This window comes from Alistipes sp. DJF_B185, from assembly GCF_964250025.1.
GTDB classification, from domain to species: Bacteria; Bacteroidota; Bacteroidia; order Bacteroidales; family Rikenellaceae; genus Alistipes; species Alistipes finegoldii.
The window spans coordinates 280,614-297,508 of sequence record NZ_CAXUDY010000002.1; the positions used below are offsets into that span (position 1 = coordinate 280,614).

Sequence of the window (16,895 nt, forward strand, 5' to 3'; positions counted from 1 at the left end):
GTCTGTTAATTGCTGTTCTTGACTTTGCTGATCCTGCCGTCGCGGAACTCCACGTGATCGACGATCCGTCCGTCGCGCTCGTGAATCCACGTCTCGAAGCCCCGTTCGCCTTCGGTCAGCACCAGCAGACGCACGCCGGGGCGCAAGTTGTTGTAGGTCGTATCGTCGCCCGAAAAACGTCCGTATCCGAGCGCTATACCCTTCTCGGCAACGACGTAGTCGATGTCGTGGTCATGCCCCACGAACACCCCCGTCACGTCGCCGCTCTCGACCATTGCCGCGAACATGCCGGGATTCAGCTCGCCCGGACACTCGTCCTCGGCGGCGCGGCCGATATGCGTATTGTCGGGATTGCGCCACGCCGCGACGTATTCGGGCAGGGCGATATGGAAAAAGGCCAGCGCCGGCAACGGTTTCCCGCCGTTGGCCCCGGTATAGGCGGCGCTCCGGTCGCGGTACCAGCGTATCTGATCCTGCGTGAACCAGCCGTAACCGTCGATACCCTCGACAGTCGAATAGTCGTGCGAATCGAGGCAGTAAAGCAACGCCGCAGGCGATTTCTTCCCGGCGATCTCCAGCACCACGTCGGCCAGTTCGCCGTCGGCGTTCAGCGTGTTGAGCGTCCCGGCATACGAAGTGACGATGCGGCCGATTCCGGCGCGCGGAATATCCTGTTCGGCGTCGTGGTTGCCCAGCACCACGCAGAACGGCAGGTTACGCTCCGCAACGGGCGCCAGCACGCGCTTCCACCCTTCGGCGGCAGGTTTTCCCGTCACCACGTCGCCCGTGAAGACGACCAGATCGGGCCGCTCCGCATCGAGGATATAACGCATCTGAGCGATCGTCTTCTCCGCCTGCGCCTGCCGGTAGGGATTCCCCAGATCGAGGTGCACGTCGGTGAACTGCGCGATCTTGAATTTCCCCTCCCCGTTGAATTCCAGAGCGGGCCTCTGCGCCTGCGCCGAGCACCACAAGGCAACGGCGCACATAAGTGTCGTTATCTTTTTCATAAGCAGGTTGGGTTGCTCAGTTCAGTTTCACGCTGCCGCTCTTCTCCACGCGGACCGTACGGCTCCGGCCGTCGCCCCACGTCACCGTCAGGTCGAAGGGCACGTTGGTCTCAACGCTCACGGAGGGCGTCTCGCCGGCCGAAGCGCGCCGTTTGACCTTCAGCCCCACGACGCCGTCCGGCCCGTAGGGATAGCGTTCGATGCCGTGGGCCTCGGTATGGTCGATGTCCCACACGATGCGGCCTTCGGAGTAATCCGACTTCACGCCGAGGATATACTCGATGAAGACGGCGATGGGCGGAAGTCCGGTCCAGCCCACGAAGTCCTTGCGTGCCATGAATCCGGGTTCGATCTTCTCCGGGGCGTAGTACTCCCAGAAGGTGCCGGTATTCTTCCACACCTCGAAGACTGCGGCGTAATGGTTCGCGGCGATCTCCCGCGCAAGGTCGTGATAGCCCTTACGGTAAAGGCCGTCGATGGTCATGTAATTCGTACCGGGCCATACACCGCCCTGCCAGTAGCGGCCCAGCGGATTGTATTTCGGATGGTCGGCCGAGAGCGACGGCACGCGGTGCGGACGGTCGAACTCGGTCGTATCGCTCAGATGCGCCACCATGCGGTCGAGCCGCTCCTTGTCCAGCGCATCGGCCTGCAAAGCCCAGAATGCGCCGATTCCCTTGGTCGTGCAGAGCGTTCCGTCGCCGTAGCGGTCGTACAGGAAAGCCGTCCGCTCGTCCCAGAGATGTTCGTTCACATAGGCGCGCAGCCGCTTCATCTCGTCCTCCATATCCTCGATCTCCTGCCAGCGTTCGATATAGAAACCGATGTTCAGCAGCGACTCGTCTACCAGCATCTGCTGCAGGTTGGTGTCGAGCCAGACCATATGTCCGTGCGAAAAGATCGGGTTGTATTCGGGCTTCACGCGGGGCATGTTGTCCATGCCCGTTCCCCAGCCGCTCGACCAATAGGTGCCGTCGGGCCACGTGCGGTTGAGCCGCCACCATTTGGCGTAGGCGCACAGCGCGGGGAAGACCTTGTGCAGGCGGTCGATATCGCCGAACTGGCGGTAGTACGTCAGCTCGACCCACGGCAGCAGGTTCGGGCCGGTCGAAGTCGGATCGTAACGCTCGAAACAGTCGGAGCCGTCGGCCCGGATTTCGCGGCAGATGAAGCCGTCGGGGTGCTGCTTCGCATAGAAGTTGTCCAGCGAACGCTGGAACGGGAAGAAGCGGTAGCCGTAGCGGGCGAACATCATCATGAACGAGGCGTCCCACATGAAAATATTGCCGTTGTAGGCGATATCCAGATACGGCGAGACGAATTCCGATCCCTCCTGCGGCTGGCGGATGTTGCCCACGGCGATCCGCCAAGCATGCCAGTACATCTCGATCTCTTTGTCGTGCCCCTCCCACACGGGTGCGGGCAGGATCTTGCGGGCCTCGGCGAACGAACGGGGCTTGATGGTTTCGGGCTTGGCGGTCCGGAATTCGTTTTCGGCCACGAAGACCTCCTTTACATAGGTATTCTTGTAAGGCAGCTCGTAAGGACCCGATTTAAGGCCCTGCGCTCCGGCCGCTCCCGCTGCGAAGACCAGCGGCAGAAGCGCCGCGATTTGTTTGCGTAGCGTCATAATATGCGGTTTATTTTATCAGCGATTTGATCCTGCGGGCGATCTCCGTATTCATATACGTACCGCAGAACTTGTCGGCTCCGGGACCGTATGCGAATACGGGAAGCATCGCGGGGGTATGGTCGTCGGAGACATAGACGCCCATCACGCGGCCCGTCCGCTCGTCGCCGTCCACCAGCACCAGTCCGCCCGTCTCGTGGTCGGCCGTGACCACGACGAGCGTCTCGCCGTTTCGGTCGGCGAATTTCAGCGCTTCGGCCACGGCGAGGTCGAAGCTCAGCATTTCGATAATTGAGCCGGGCAGGCAGCGCGAATGGCCGGCATAGTCGATCTTGGCGCCCTCGACCATCAGGAAGAAGCCTTTGCCGCCCTGCTCCTGCAGTTTGGCGATCGAAGCCCTCGTGGCGTCGGCCAGCAAGGTGAGGTTGGCCTGCTCGGCGGCATCGTCCATCGTCTCGTCAATGCAGATCACCTTGCCTTTCCGGGCCTTGATCTCGTCGACCGAACGCACGAAGTCATACTGTTTTTTCAGCTCGGAGATCAGCTCCACGCCGTCGCTGCGGCGGGTGAATTCGCGGATGCCGCTGCCGCAGAGCAGGTCCACGCGGCCGTCCATCAGGCAGCGGGTCAGCTCGTCGGCGTTGTCGCGTTCGACCGAATGTCCGTAGAAGGCCGTCGGCGTGGCATCGGCGACATTGCCGAGCGTCAGCACGCCCACCGGCATCCCCTTGTCATGGAAAAAGTCGCTCAGCGAAGGATACGGCTCGCCTTCGGAACTCATCGAAATATGGCGGTTATCGTGACGTTCGCCCGTCGCCAGCGCACTGCCGCCCGCGGCCGAGTCGGTCGTGAAGGCATCCAGCGCATTATTCTGCTGCAGGCCCATATACTTCATCTGCAGCGTCGAAAGCCCCTTGTTGGCATAAAACGCGGCCACGATCTGCGAAAGGCCCATGCCGTCGCCGATCAGGTAGATCACGTTTTTGACTTTCCCCCTGCCGCCGTCGTTTCGATAGGTCGGCGTGTAAACGTCGATACCCTCGGTGAGCTGCAGTTTATCGTTCTGAAATCCCCTGAAATCGCGCGTGGTCTTGTCCAGACGCTTCGTGCCGGTCACGCCACCGACGGACGTACGGCGCTGGCCGATCTGGAAATTCTTGTTGCCGAAATCGTCGAAGAATCCGGCGCAGACCTCCGGACGGTCGGTGTTGATGTAGTCGATCCCCATGTCGTAGAACGTATAATAGACCGTCGTTCCTTCGGGAGCGCCCCAGAAACGCACGGGCTTGCCCCAGCCGTGGGCGCGGTCGATGATCTTTTCCAGCTTCACGCGCTCGACGGGAATGATCGAGCCTTTGCCGTTCCACTGCGAATAATCCTTGAAATCGGCGCTTACAAGGGCGATACGTTCCAGCTGGGCCGGAGTGTAATCGACCTCCCAGTTGCCGTCGAAACGGACATAGGCGGGATATTTGCCGAAATCCGCAGGCGCAGGAACCCGTCCCGTAACGGCGATACGCACGGCTTCGGGATTCACGGTCGGGTCGAAGACTTCGGGATAACGGCCCAGCAGCGCCGTAACGGCCTGCAGCGTCGGTTCGGTCGCCGATTTGAGTTCGACCATCAGTTGCAGCTGCTCGTCCGAATCTTTCCATGCACGGCCGCCGTTACGCTTAAAAAGCGTCACGATCGGCTCGACATAGAGCGACTCGAAAGTCATATCGGGCGAAAGGTCCTCGACATCGTGTCCGACCAGCAGTTTACCGTCGTGCAGAAACACGTCGGCTTCGATCGAATAGACTCCCTGAGCGTACGCCTGCCAGAAAGGAGCGCGGCGGCAATAATCGTTGTGCGAATGGATCAGCACGGGCCGTTCGGCCGCAGCCGTTACGCAGAAGCACAATGCCGCAGCCAGCAGCCAGCTTTTCAGTATCCTTTTCATCGTCGGAGTCATTTAGCGATTTTGACAACGGCCATCACCGGAGCGTGGTCGGAAACATAGCCGCCGTCGAAGGTGTCGGGCAGCACTTCATAGCGGACGGCTTCGATGTCGCCGCTCACGAAGATATAATCCAGCAGGGGACGCTCGGCTTCGGGAATCTGTCCGAAATCGGAGAAACTCCAGTCGGTTCCCGACCGCTGCGCCGCGATCGCCTTCGCGTCGTGCAGCACGCCGTCCTTCTGCACATGGGCCACCACCGACGATCCGGGTTCCGAATTGAAGTCGCCCGTCAGGATCACAGGACGTCCTCCGCTCAGGGTTTCGATGCGCTTCATCAGCAGGCTCACGCCCTCGTCGCGCGCCACCTGCCCGACATGGTCGAGATGGGTGTCGATGAAGAAGAGTTCCCGGCCGTCCCTGTCGCGCAACACGACCCATGTGGCGATTCGCTCGCAGGCGCCGTCCCATCCCAGCGACCCCACCACTTCGGGGGTCTCGCTCAGCCAGAACGTTCCCGAATCGAGCAGCGTGAAGCGGTCCTTCCTGAAGAACACGGCGCAGTATTCGCCCGACTCGGCGCCGTCCAGCCGTCCGACGCCCACTCCTTGATACCCGGTCAGCAGACCGCTCAGATCATTGAACTGGTTGGAAAGCAGCTCCTGCGTGCCCAGCACGTCGACCTCCTGCGCCTTAATCACCCCGGCGATCCGTTCGCGGCGGAAACGCCAGTTGTTCTGCCCGTCTTCGGGATTGTCGTAACGCATGTTGAAGGTCATCACGCTGAGCGAAGTCGCCGAGCCGCAGGCGGTGAACGCAACCGCCGCAAGAAGATAGATCAATCGTTTCATAGCTCCATATTTTTAATCAAAACTAATTCCCCTGAAATCCGTCATGCGCAGGTTCGCTTCGGGTATCGCTTCGAAGCCCTCCGCTCCGGGCGCTTTCCAGCCCCACGCGAGGTCCTGTCCTTCGTAATCCTCGAAATAGAGCAGCGTGTAAGGGTGCAGTCCCGCTTCGAGCGCCACGCGTCCGGTCGCCATGACCGAAGCGTGGGACCCGTCGTTGTCCACCACCCTACGGTCGCCGATCATCAGCACGCTGCCGTCGTCGCTCTTGGTCATGAACTCCCAAACGCCCCGCTCCGGAATGAGGATCAATCCCGTAAAGACATAGGCGAAGTGGTCCTCCTGCGGAGCTTGGGCGATCGAGGGCGCAGGCATCGTGCCGGACGACACGTATTTTCCCTTCCGAATATCGTTCACACACGAGAAAACGCCTTCGTAATAGCTGTAGGCGACGCCGGGACGCGTGGCGGTCTCTGCGGGCATACCCCGGCGGAACACCGCTTCCTCGGCTTCGAGCGTCAGCGTACGACTAGGCGCAGCGCCGGGTTTGAATCCTTTGGCCTTGAGCGTCAGCGAACGGTCCACCGGCACGGGAGCGGCGTAGAGCGCCGACGTTTCGGTGGGTTCCGAGCCGTCGAGCGTATAGCGGATTTCCGCTCCGGAGGTCGTCGTCGCCAGAGCGACGGCGAGCGGCTCGGTGAACAGGCTCACGTTCTGCGTGGTATAGGGAATCGAAACCACCTCGCCGCGGGTCAGCGAATGGGGCGCGGCCGCATCGTCCGTCCCGCGTTCGTAATCGGGGCGCGGCCGGAGCGCAAAGTGCAGCTCGCCGCCCTGCATCAGCTCGTCGTAGGTGATGTAGTTCCGGTCGATCGGCTTCCCGTCGAGCGTCACCGAAGCGATATAGACGCTGCGGCGCGGATTGTCGGCCGTAACGGTCAGCGTACGGCCGTTGGCCAGCCGCACGACGGCTTTCGGGAACTGGGGCGCGGTCAGCGCGAATTCGTTCGAGCCGGGACATACGGGATAGAAACCCAGACTGGAGAAGACGTACCACGCTGACATCTGGCCGCAGTCCTCGTTGCCGATGATGCCTTCGGGCGTCGGGGCGTACATCTCGTGCAGCAAGCGGCGCGTCAGCTCCTGCGTCTTCCACGGCTGTCCCACATAATTATAGAGGTAGGCCATATGGTGGCTCGGCTCGTTGCCGTGGGCGTACTGCCCCATCAGGCCCGTCACGTCGCTCACGTCGAGCTGCATTTCATCCGATTCGAGCGTGAAGAGCCGGTCCATTTCGCGGATGAACGCTTCGCGGCTGCCGAAGAGCTGGATCAGGCCGTTCACGTCGTGCGGCACGAAGAAGCGGTAGTGCCACGGCGTGGCCTCGGTATAGTCGCGGCCCGTAGCGAACTCTTCGAAGGGCGCGGACCAGTTGCCGTCGGACTGACGACCGCGGAAAAAGCAGGTCGAGCCGTCGAAAACATTCACATAGTTGAGCGCCCGCCGCGCATATTCCCCGAATACGTCGTCGCGGCCCATGGCCTGCGCCATGCGAGCGATCGCCCAGTCGTCGTAGGCGTATTCCAGCGTACAGGAGACCGATTCGCGCTTGATATTGGAGGGAATATACCCCTGCGCCGTATAATAATCCGAACCTTTCTTATTGATGTTCGACGAACGGATCATCGCCTCCAGCGCCTTGTCGGCGTCATAGCCGCGAATTCCCTTCAGATAGGCGTCAGCAATGACCGACACGGCGTGGTAGCCGATCATCGTGCCCGTCTCGCCCGAAGCCAGCGGCCAGATCGGGAGTTCGCCCGTTGAATCGTACATGTCGAGCATGCTGCGGATCATGTCGTTTACCAGCGCGGTATCGACCATCGTCTGGAGCGGGTTCCACGCCCGGAAAGTATCCCACAGCGAGAACGTCGAGTAGTAAGACTCCCCTTCGGGCATCCGCGCGACGGTCTGGTCGTGGCGGCGGTACTCGCCGTTCACGTCGCTCATCAGGTTGGGCGTCAGCTTAGTATGGTACTGCGCCGTATAGAAGTTGATCATCTCGTCGCGCGAGCCGCCTTCGACGACGATGTCGCCCAGCGCTTTGCGCCACTGCCCGACGGCGCGGGCATGCACGGCGTCGAAATCCAGTTCGGGAACCTCCGCAAGCGAATTCATACGGGCGTTTTCGACGCTGACGGACGACAGTCCCACGGCGATCGTGAGCGTCCGCACGTCGGGCACGAAGGTCAGCACGGCCTGCTTGTCTCCCAACAGCTGCACGTCGGCGAACGGCTCCGAGAAGCGGGCCGCGAAGAATACATACTGATCGGGCACCCACCCCTGCGTGCGGCGCATGCCGGCCAGCTCGCCGGGAGCCGTCCGGCGGAGTTCGCACAGGTCGATCTTCTCCTCGGTGATCGTATGCAGCAGATCGACAATCACCTGCCGGGGACCTTTGCCCGTAAAGGTATAGCGGTGTACGCCCGTACGGGGCGCGGCGGTCAGTTCGACCCCGATATTCTCGTCGGGCAGCGTCACGGCGTAGTAGCCGCACGAAGCCCGCTCGTCGTCATGCGAAAAGAAATAGGGCTGCAAGACGCACTCGCCGTCGTGGATCACGATTTCGCGCGTGGTCGGATGGAACAGGATATCCGCAAGGTCGGCGCATCCCGTACCGCTCAGGTGCGTATGCGAAAAGCCGTCGATCGTCGTGTCGCTGTAATGGTAGCCGGCGCAGGCGTCCCAGTTGCCGGCGCGGGTGTCGGGACTCAGCTGCACCATGCCGAAAGGCGTGGTGGCGCCCGGATAGGTATGACCGTGGAATCCGGTGCCGATGAACGGGTTCACATAATCGACGGGATCGGCGGACCGCGGCGAACAGCCAAGGGCCGCGAGGGCCAGCAGCAGAAGGGTAAGTTTTTTGGTCATAACAGTAGTCGGTAGTGCGAACCGTCCGGAAAATACAAATCAAAGGTACGGATTCCGGAGCGATATTGCAACTCCGCGCCCTTCTCTCTTCGTCTGTCCGAAGCCGGTCGCAGTTTAGGTCATACAAATATAGAGAAGCGATTGCACCCTGCCGTGGCTATTTGCGCTTTTACTTCCTCAAATCGCGCAGAACCGTCATTTCCCGCCCGGCGCCCCCGAAACGCCCCGATCCGCCGCCGAAAAATCGCAGAAACCGCCCGGATTTCCGAAAAAAAAGCTACCTTTACCGTCGAACGGACACTACCCGAACGATGGCACGCGTAATTTTCCTGACCGACTTTTCCGAAGCGTACGCACGAGAACTGCTCCTCGGCATGGCGCGCTATGCGCACGACACGGCGCAGGCATGGAGCCTGTGCCGCCTGCCGCTGTCGATACGCGACAAATTCGGCATCGAAGCCGTCGTGGAGTGGGCCGTGCGCATGAAGGCCGACGCCGTGATCGGCCAGTTCTACAACACCGACAACGTCGAACTGTTCCGCAAAAACGGGATCATAGCCATCGCACAGGACTTCAAGAAACGCTTCACCACCATCCCCAACATCACCGGACCGCACTATTCGGCGGGCAGGATGGCCGCCGAGTATTTTCTGCAAAAGGGCTTCCGCAACTTCGCCTTCTACGGCACGCGGGGCATCGACTTCTCGGACGAACGCTGTCAGGGCTTCCGCGAGACGATCGAGGCGGCGAATCCCGAATTCACCTTTTCGTCGCTGCGCAGCAGCGCCCAGAACGATTTGTGGTACTACGACTCGACGCAGCTCATCACGTGGCTGCAGTCGCTGCCCAAGCCGGTGGCGATCATGGCGTGCGACGACAACCAAGCATATCATATCACCGAGGCGTGCCTGCAGATCGAGGGGGGGGGAAATTCCCGCATCCCGAACGACATCGCCATTCTGGGCGTGGACAACGACGAGACGATCTGCAAGCTCTCCACCCCCAACCTTTCGTCGCTCAATCAGGGCGTCGAGCAGGGCGGCTACGACGTGGCGCGCCTGATCGACCGGCTGATCCGCAACCCCGAAGCGGAGTGGGAGGACGTCATGGTGATGCCGACCCACATCGTCACGCGGCAATCGACCGACATTTACGCCAACAACGATCCGCACATCGCCGAAGTGCTGCGGTACATCCATGAGAACATCAGCCAGAAAATCACGGTCAACGAACTCGTGAAACTGGTCCCCCTGTCGCGCCGCCTGCTCGAAACCCATTTCAAGAAGAGCATGGGCACCTCCATCTACGACTATATCATACAGGTCCGCATCGAAAAGATGATGCAGCTGCTCTGCGAAGGCCAGAGCGTCTCCGAAGCGGCCGCCGAGCTGGGGTTCTCCGACATCAAGAACGTCTCGCGCACCTTCCGCCAGCTCAAGGGCATCACCCCCTCGGAATACCGCGAACAGTTCGCGCCCAAAAGACGGTAATCCGCCCGGCGGGCCGTTCCCAATATCCGGACGCCCGAATTCCCAATGCCTCCCCTCCTGTCTTTTCCGCCGGTTTCATTAATTATACGGCCAACTGTCATACCCGCCCCGCAAATCCATGCGCAAAAAAAAAGAGCAGCGGCTCCGCAAAGCCGCTGCTTAGTTCTGTTCGACCGTCCTGCGGTCAGAGCGTCACACCGCCCCGCAGGCGGATATCCTCGCACGACGATCCCACGAAGATGTTGAAGTCGCCCGGCTCGGTCACGAACCCGTGCGAGAAGATATCGTAGAAGCGGAAAGCTTCGTCGGTCAGCGTCACTTCGACGCGCTTTTGTTCGCCTTTCTTCAGGAAGATTTTCTCATAACCTTTCAACTCCTTGGCAGGACGCGGCACGCTGGCTTCGACGTCGCCCACATAGACCTGTGCCACCTCGGCGGCGTCCATACCGCCCGTGTTCCTCACGGCGAACGACACGACCACCCCGCCGTCGCGCTTCTCGGCCTTCAGGTCCGAATACTCGAACGTCGAATAGCTCAGTCCGTAACCGAAGGGATAGAGCGGCTTCACCCCGCTGCGCTCGTAACCGCGGTAGCCGACAAACACGCCTTCATTATAAGTAACGCGCTTCTGCAGGGTGTTCTTGCGGTGGGTGCGCGCCACATTCTCGTAATAGCTGCCCAGCGTCGGATTGTCCTCGGCGCGGCGCTCGACGGAGATCGGCAGGCGGCCGCTGGGCGAGATCCGCCCCGTTACGATCTCGGCGATCGCCTGACCGCCCTGCTGTCCGGGATACCACGCCATCAGAATCGCTTTAGCCTTATCGTCGAACGTCGAGAAATCGACACCGCCGCCGCTGTTGACGACCACGATCAGATTTTCGTTGAGCGCGGAGAGCCGGGCGATCTCTTCGGACTGTCCTTCGGGCAGCGCAAAGGTCCGATCGGAATTCTCCTTTTCGTTGGTGTTGTCGAATCCGGCGCAGTAGATCACGGCGTCGGCCCGGATGATCCGGGCATCCTCGGCGCGGGGATCGGCGGTCATATAGCCGAACGACACCTCGGCGGACGAAGCGTTGTCGAAATATTCCAACCGCAGCGCGTATTTCCGGCCGGCCTTCATTTCGACGCTCCCCTTGCGGGTCGTCGCGCTGTGGTTGCCCCAGTCGGCGAGCACCTCTTCGCCGTCCACGAAGAGCCGGTAACCGTCGTCGCCGCGCATGACCAGCGAAGCCGTGCAGTCGGATTCGGGAACGAACACGCCGGTCCAGCGGATCGAGAAGCCGTCGGCGGGAAGCCCTTCGGCCGGCGCCTTATCCTTCCAGTTGAAGCCGATTTTGGTATCGACGCGCGTCAGCGCGGGAGTTCCCTCGAAATGCTTGTTGGCGAAGTACTCGCCCCTGAGTCCCGGCGTTTTGCAGTCGGCCGAGGTGTAGACCATGCCCTGAGCGGCCATATCGCTCGCCGAAGGGAGATTGCCCAAAACCGTCACCTTGTATTTCTTGCCCATCATCTGCATGCCCTCGCCGACCGAAACCGTCGAGAAGGGATGCACGAAACCGCTGCCGCCGCCCGTCGGGATATTGCCCGAATTGGGTCCCAGCACCACGATATCGCGCTGTTTGGTCAGCGGCAGGAAAGCCCCGTCGTTCTTGAGCAGCACCACGCCCCCGCGCGCCACGTCGAGCGCCGCAGCGTCCGAGAAGGGATTGCATTCGGGAATAGCGGGGTCGAGCTGTTGGCGGTCCAAAAATCCGAACGCGATGAGCGTCTGGAGGATATGCTGACATTTCAGGTCGATCGTACGTTCCGACACCACGCCCGATTCGATGAGCGGACGCAGGTTGCGGGCGTTCATAAACCGGGCGCTCGGCATCTCCAGATCGAGTCCCCGGTTGGCGGCGCCCTCGGCCGAATAGGTGGCGTTCCAGTCGGACATGAAGATTCCTTCGAAGCCCCACATCCCGCGCAGAATATCGACCGCAAGCTGCTCGTTCTCGGTCGCATGCTGGCCGTTGACAAGGTTGTAACTCGACATCACGGCGCCCACGCCGGCCTGCTCGACCGCCTTGCGGAAGGCCGGGAGATAAATTTCGTGGAGCGTGCGCTCGTCGATATCGGAACTCACCTGATGACGGTCCCACTCCTGATTGTTGCCCGCAAAGTGTTTGATCGTCGCCATAACCCCTTCGGACTGCATACCCTCGATATACTGCACGGCGGTCTCCGACGCCAGATAGGGGTCCTCGCCGAAGTACTCGAAGTTACGGCCGCACAAGGGCGAACGGTAGATATTGACGCCGGGTCCCAGCATGATATGCACGCCGCGGGCGCGGGCGTCCTGCCCCAGACCGCGTCCCATATCGCGCACCAGCGCCCGGTCCCAAGTCGCCGCGGCAGCCACGCCGCAGGGGAACATCGTACTGCGGGTATTGTTGCGTACGCCCTGCGGACCGTCGGCCATCCGGATTTCGGGAATGCCCAGACGCGGAACGGCCCTGATATAGAATTCGTTGTAACCGCCGATATAATCGATTTTTTCATCGAGGGTCATCTGTCCGACCAGTTCGGCGGCGCGCTCTTTGGCCTGCGGCGGGATCGGCTGTGCAGCGGCGGACGACACGAATGCGAACGCCAGCACGGCAACAAGAGTTTTTTTCATCGGGTTGAAGTTTTAATGGTTTATGCAAAGAAAATAAAAATATTCCGAAAAGCATCGGATCGGAAACAAAAACTTCCGAACCGAAACCTCCGTCCGGCCGCACCGCTCACCATAATTACACGCCCGCACCACCGGAAACCCCGAACCGGAGCAATATTTTTCATCATCGGAGAGCGAGCCAATACATATATGAAAAGAAATTAGTATCTTTGCGCTTCGGCCCGCAGGAGAGTTCCCGCCGGATGCTGCCGGGCAGCATCGCCGACGTCCGCGCAGGACGCGCAGCGGATGCTGAACGCACGCAAACCTCCGTCCGCACACGCTTAATGCGCAGGACACGCAGCAACCGTCGCCCGCACCGTCTGCGGTGCAGGATGCGCGGAAGATGCCGGACACGCGACAACCGCCGTCCGTACGGAACGCTCCGGGCCGCAGACAACCGATTCGAAACAAACAAGATAATTCAATGGCTTTACAGTGTGGCATCGTGGGTCTTCCGAACGTCGGCAAATCGACCCTTTTCAACTGCCTGTCCAACGCGAAGGCGCAGGCGGCGAACTTTCCCTTTTGCACCATCGAACCCAACGTGGGCGTAATCACCGTCCCCGACCGGCGGCTCGTCCGGCTGGCCGAGATCGACAAACCCAAGCGGGTGATTCCGACCACCATCGAAATCGTCGATATCGCCGGACTGGTCAAAGGCGCGTCGAAAGGCGAAGGACTGGGCAACAAGTTCCTCGCCAACATCCGCAACACGCACGCCATCATCCACGTACTGCGCTGCTTCGACAACGGCAACATCACCCATGTGGACGGCTCGATCGACCCCGTGCGCGACAAGGGCATCATCGACACCGAGCTGCAGCTCAAGGACCTCGAAACGATCGAAAACCGGCTGGGCAAGACCCAGAAGCAGGCGGCCGTGGGCGGCGACAAGAACGCCAAACGTCAGGTCGAACTGCTGCTGCAATACAAATCGGTGCTGGAACAGGGCCGCAGCGCCCGCACGGTCGAACTGGAGAAGGAGGACCGCAAACTGGTCGCCGACCTCAACCTGCTGACCGACAAACCGGTGCTGTACGTCTGCAACGTCGATGAAAAGAGCGCCGCTACGGGCAACGCCTACACCGAGGCGGTCCGTGCGGCCATCGCCGACGAAAAAGCCGAAATGCTCATCGTCGCCGCCGCCACCGAAGCCGACATCGCCGAGCTGGAGAGCTACGAGGAGCGGCAGATGTTCCTCGAAGACCTCGGCCTCGAAGAGTCGGGCGTCGAGCGCCTGATCAAATCGGCCTACAAACTGCTCAACCTCGAAACGTTCTTCACCACCGGCGCCGACGAGTCGCGCGCATGGACCTACGTCCGCGGCATGAAGGCCCCGCAGACAGCCGGCGTCATCCACACCGATTTCGAGAAGGGATTCATCCGCGCCGAAGTGATCAAATACGACGACTACGTGACGCTGGGGTCGGAAAAAGCCTGCCGCGACGCGGGCAAGATCGGCGTCGAAGGCAAGGAGTACGTCGTGCAGGACGGCGACATCATGCACTTCCTGTTCAACGTCTGACCCGAAGAGAGACCAAACACGGAACAATATATAAACAGCATATCATTATGTCCAGACCCGTAAGAGTGCGCTTTGCACCCAGCCCCACGGGGCCGCTCCACATCGGCGGCGTCCGCACGGCCCTCTACAACTACCTTTTCGCCCGTCAGCACGGCGGTGTGATGATCCTCCGCATCGAGGACACCGACTCGCAGCGTTTCGTGCCGGGCGCCGAAGAGTATATCCTCGAATCGCTCAAATGGTGCGGCATCGAGATCGACGAAGGCGTCGGCGCGGGAGGTCCCCACGCCCCCTACCGCCAGAGCGAACGCCGCGAAATCTACCTCAAATACGCCCTCCAGCTCGTCGATGCAGGCTGGGCCTACTACGCTTTCGACACCGCCGAAGAGCTGGACGCCCTGCGCCGCGAAGCCGAGGAGCGCGGCGAAGCGTTCGCCTACAATTATGCCGTGCGCGAAAAGCTGGCCACGTCGCTGGCGCTGCCGGCCGACGAAGTGAAGGCCCGCATCGAACGCGGCGACCAGTGGGTGATCCGCTTCCGGATGCCCGAAAACCAGACCGTCGAAATGGACGACCTGATCCGCGGCCATGTGGAGGTGAACACCTCGACGCTCGACGACAAGGTGCTCTACAAATCGGCCGACGCACTGCCCACCTACCACCTCGCCAACATCGTGGACGACTATCTGATGGAAGTCTCGCACGTCATCCGCGGCGAGGAGTGGCTGCCTTCGCTGCCGCTGCACTACCTGCTCTACCGGGCCTTCGGCTGGCAGGAGCGTCAGCCCCGCTTCGCCCACCTGCCCCTGCTCCTCAAACCCACGGGCGGCGGCAAACTCTCGAAGCGCGACGGCGACAAGATGGGCTTCCCCGTATTCCCGCTCTTCTGGACCTCCCCGACGGGCGAAACGGCCCGCGGCTACCGCGAGGACGGCTATTTCCCCGAAGCGTTCATCAACATGCTGGCGCTGCTCGGCTGGAACCCCGGCACCGAGCAGGAGATCTTCTCGATGCAGGAGCTGATCGACAGCTTCTCGCTGGAGCGCGTCTCGAAATCGGGCGCACGCTTCCAGCCCGACAAAGCCAAATGGTTCAACGCCCAATACATGCACCACAAGAGCGACGCCGAGCTGGCTGCGCTGTTCCAGCCCATCCTGCGCGACCACGGCATCGAAGTCGCAGACGAGGTCGCAGGCCGGGCCGCAGGCATCATGAAGGAGCGCGCCACGTTCATCACCGACCTCTGGGACCTCACGTCGTTCTTCTTCACGGCGCCGGCCGAATACGAGGAGAAGCAGGCCCGGAAGTACTGGAAGGGCCAAAACCCCGAAATCCTGCGCGAGCTGCGCGGCGTACTGGCCTCGATCGACGACTTCTCGAAAGAGAACACCGAACAAATCGTCCACGGCTGGATCGAAGAGAAGGGATACGGCATGGGACAGGTGATGAACACGCTGCGGCTGGCGCTCGTAGGCGCGGGCAAAGGTCCCGGCATGTACGACGTCACGGCGTTCATCGGCCGCGAAGAGACCCTGCGCCGCATCGACCATATCCTCGCAACCTTAAAACCCGCAGAATAATGGTACAGATCGAACAACACGTATGGGGCATGACGCCGGAGGGCGAAGCCATCATCCTCTACACGATGCGCAACGATAAGGGCGCCGAAGTGAAAATCTCGAATTTCGGGGCCGCCATCGTCTCCGTCACGATGCCCGACCGTGAGGGCCGCATGGCCGACGTGGTGCTGGGCTACAAGCATCCCGAAGGCTACTTCTTCGACGGAGCCGCGTCGGGCAAGAGCGTGGGCCGCTGCGCCAACCGCATCGCTTTCGGCCGCATGACCGTCGAGGGAAAGGAGTACGCGCTCGAAGTGAACAACGGCCCCAACCACCTGCACGGCGGCACGAAGAACTTCGCCAACCGCATCTGGGAGAGCCGTGTGGAGACCAACCGCGTGGTCATGTCGCTCCTTTCGGAGGACGGCGACCAGAATTACCCCGGCGAACTGAACGTCGAGGCCGCGTTCGATTTCGATGACGAAAACTCGCTCGAAATAACCTATCTGGCCCGGACGGACAAAACGACGGTGGTGAACCTCACCAACCACGTCTATTTCAACCTTGCGGGCGAAGGCAGCGGGTCGGTCCTCGACCACCAGCTGCGCCTGAACAGCTCGCAGGTGCTCGAAATGAACGACAAGCAGATTCCCACAGGCCGGCTGCTCGACGCAGCGGGCACGCCGCAGGACTTCCGCGAATTCCGTCCGTTCCGCCCCGGCATCGACTCGGAGTTCAACCACATCCGCGATTTCAAGGGATACGACCACCCGTTCGTCATCGACGGCTGGAAGCCCAACATTCTGGGCGAGGTCGGCTGTCTGCGCGAACAGACTTCGGGCCGCTGCGTGACGGTGCTTTCGTCGCAGCCCAGCGTGATGATCTACACCGGCAACTGGCTCGCGGGCGGATGCCCCGAAACCAAGTCGGGCGGCCGTTACAACGACTACGACGGCGTGGCAATCGAGTGTCAGAACTACCCCGACGCCGTCAACCACCCCGAATTCCCGTCGCCGCTGCTCAGACCCGGCGAAACCTACTGCCAGAAGATCGTATTCCGGTTCGGGACTTTCGCATAGGCGGCGGAGAACCGCGCGCAACCAAAACAAACTCCCGGCACCGGCCGGATACGGGCAGATACGCTGCTCAGCAATAACGCATTAACGCGGGCATACGCCCGCGTTAATGCGTTATCCGCGTTATTTATGATCCGCCGTGCAGCCGGAAATGACTTAGCGTAAAAAAGCGACTATTGTCCGACGCCC

At 61.2% G+C, this 16,895-nt stretch carries 10 protein-coding genes; 4 read left to right on the forward strand and 6 right to left on the reverse strand.

Going from position 1 to position 16,895, the window contains the following annotated elements; translation table 11 throughout:
- Window positions 1–5: 5 nt before the first annotated feature.
- Genes ACESTR_RS04430 through ACESTR_RS04450 form a run of 5 tightly spaced genes read right to left on the reverse strand, consistent with a single transcriptional unit; the run spans window position 6 to window position 8,355 of the window.
- Window positions 6–1,010, reverse strand: coding sequence for a metallophosphoesterase family protein (locus ACESTR_RS04430; RefSeq protein WP_039940285.1), 1,005 nt, complete (start codon window positions 1,008–1,010; stop codon window positions 6–8).
- A 16-nt stretch (window positions 1,011–1,026) separates the two neighbouring features.
- On the reverse strand, window positions 1,027–2,640 hold the full coding sequence (locus ACESTR_RS04435) for an MGH1-like glycoside hydrolase domain-containing protein (protein ID WP_373178888.1): 1,614 nt from the start codon (window positions 2,638–2,640) through the stop codon (window positions 1,027–1,029).
- Window positions 2,641–2,650: 10 nt separating this feature from the next.
- The gene (locus ACESTR_RS04440) at window positions 2,651–4,582 is read right to left on the reverse strand and encodes an alkaline phosphatase (RefSeq protein WP_014776143.1); all 1,932 of its coding nucleotides are present in this window, start codon (window positions 4,580–4,582) and stop codon (window positions 2,651–2,653) included.
- A gap of 8 nt (window positions 4,583–4,590) precedes the next feature.
- Complete coding sequence (locus tag ACESTR_RS04445; RefSeq protein ID WP_373178889.1) at window positions 4,591–5,430, reverse strand: endonuclease/exonuclease/phosphatase family protein; 840 nt, start codon at window positions 5,428–5,430, stop codon at window positions 4,591–4,593.
- 12 nt (window positions 5,431–5,442) lie between these two features.
- A complete protein-coding gene (locus ACESTR_RS04450; RefSeq protein ID WP_278713970.1) occupies window positions 5,443–8,355 on the reverse strand; it encodes a GH92 family glycosyl hydrolase in 2,913 nt (970 codons plus the stop codon).
- A 311-nt stretch (window positions 8,356–8,666) separates the two neighbouring features.
- Here ACESTR_RS04450 and ACESTR_RS04455 point away from each other — a divergent pair, with 311 nt between their 5' ends.
- Window positions 8,667–9,845 carry a xylose operon transcription regulator XylR gene (locus ACESTR_RS04455; protein ID WP_278713971.1) on the forward strand — a complete coding sequence of 393 codons (1,179 nt, stop codon included), beginning with the start codon at window positions 8,667–8,669 and terminating at the stop codon, window positions 9,843–9,845.
- Window positions 9,846–10,029: 184 nt separating this feature from the next.
- Here ACESTR_RS04455 and ACESTR_RS04460 read toward each other — a convergent pair whose 3' ends face one another.
- On the reverse strand, window positions 10,030–12,504 hold the full coding sequence (locus ACESTR_RS04460) for a beta-glucosidase (protein WP_130063107.1): 2,475 nt from the start codon (window positions 12,502–12,504) through the stop codon (window positions 10,030–10,032).
- 466 nt (window positions 12,505–12,970) lie between these two features.
- On the opposite strand from ACESTR_RS04460, the gene ychF reads away from it, so the two are divergent.
- From ychF to ACESTR_RS04475, 3 genes are read left to right on the forward strand one after another with little or no spacing between them, the layout of a single operon-like run.
- Entirely contained in the window at window positions 12,971–14,071 is a 1,101-nt protein-coding gene (gene ychF / locus ACESTR_RS04465) for a redox-regulated ATPase YchF (RefSeq protein WP_009598048.1), read from the forward strand.
- 47 nt (window positions 14,072–14,118) lie between these two features.
- A complete protein-coding gene (gltX, locus tag ACESTR_RS04470; protein ID WP_195559758.1) occupies window positions 14,119–15,651 on the forward strand; it encodes a glutamate--tRNA ligase in 1,533 nt (510 codons plus the stop codon).
- Window positions 15,651–16,709: an aldose epimerase family protein gene (locus tag ACESTR_RS04475; RefSeq protein WP_279063350.1), complete on the forward strand. Its 1,059-nt coding sequence runs from the start codon at window positions 15,651–15,653 to the stop codon at window positions 16,707–16,709. The genes gltX and ACESTR_RS04475 overlap by 1 nt, the downstream gene beginning before the upstream one ends.
- The last annotated feature ends 186 nt before the right edge of the window (window positions 16,710–16,895 follow it).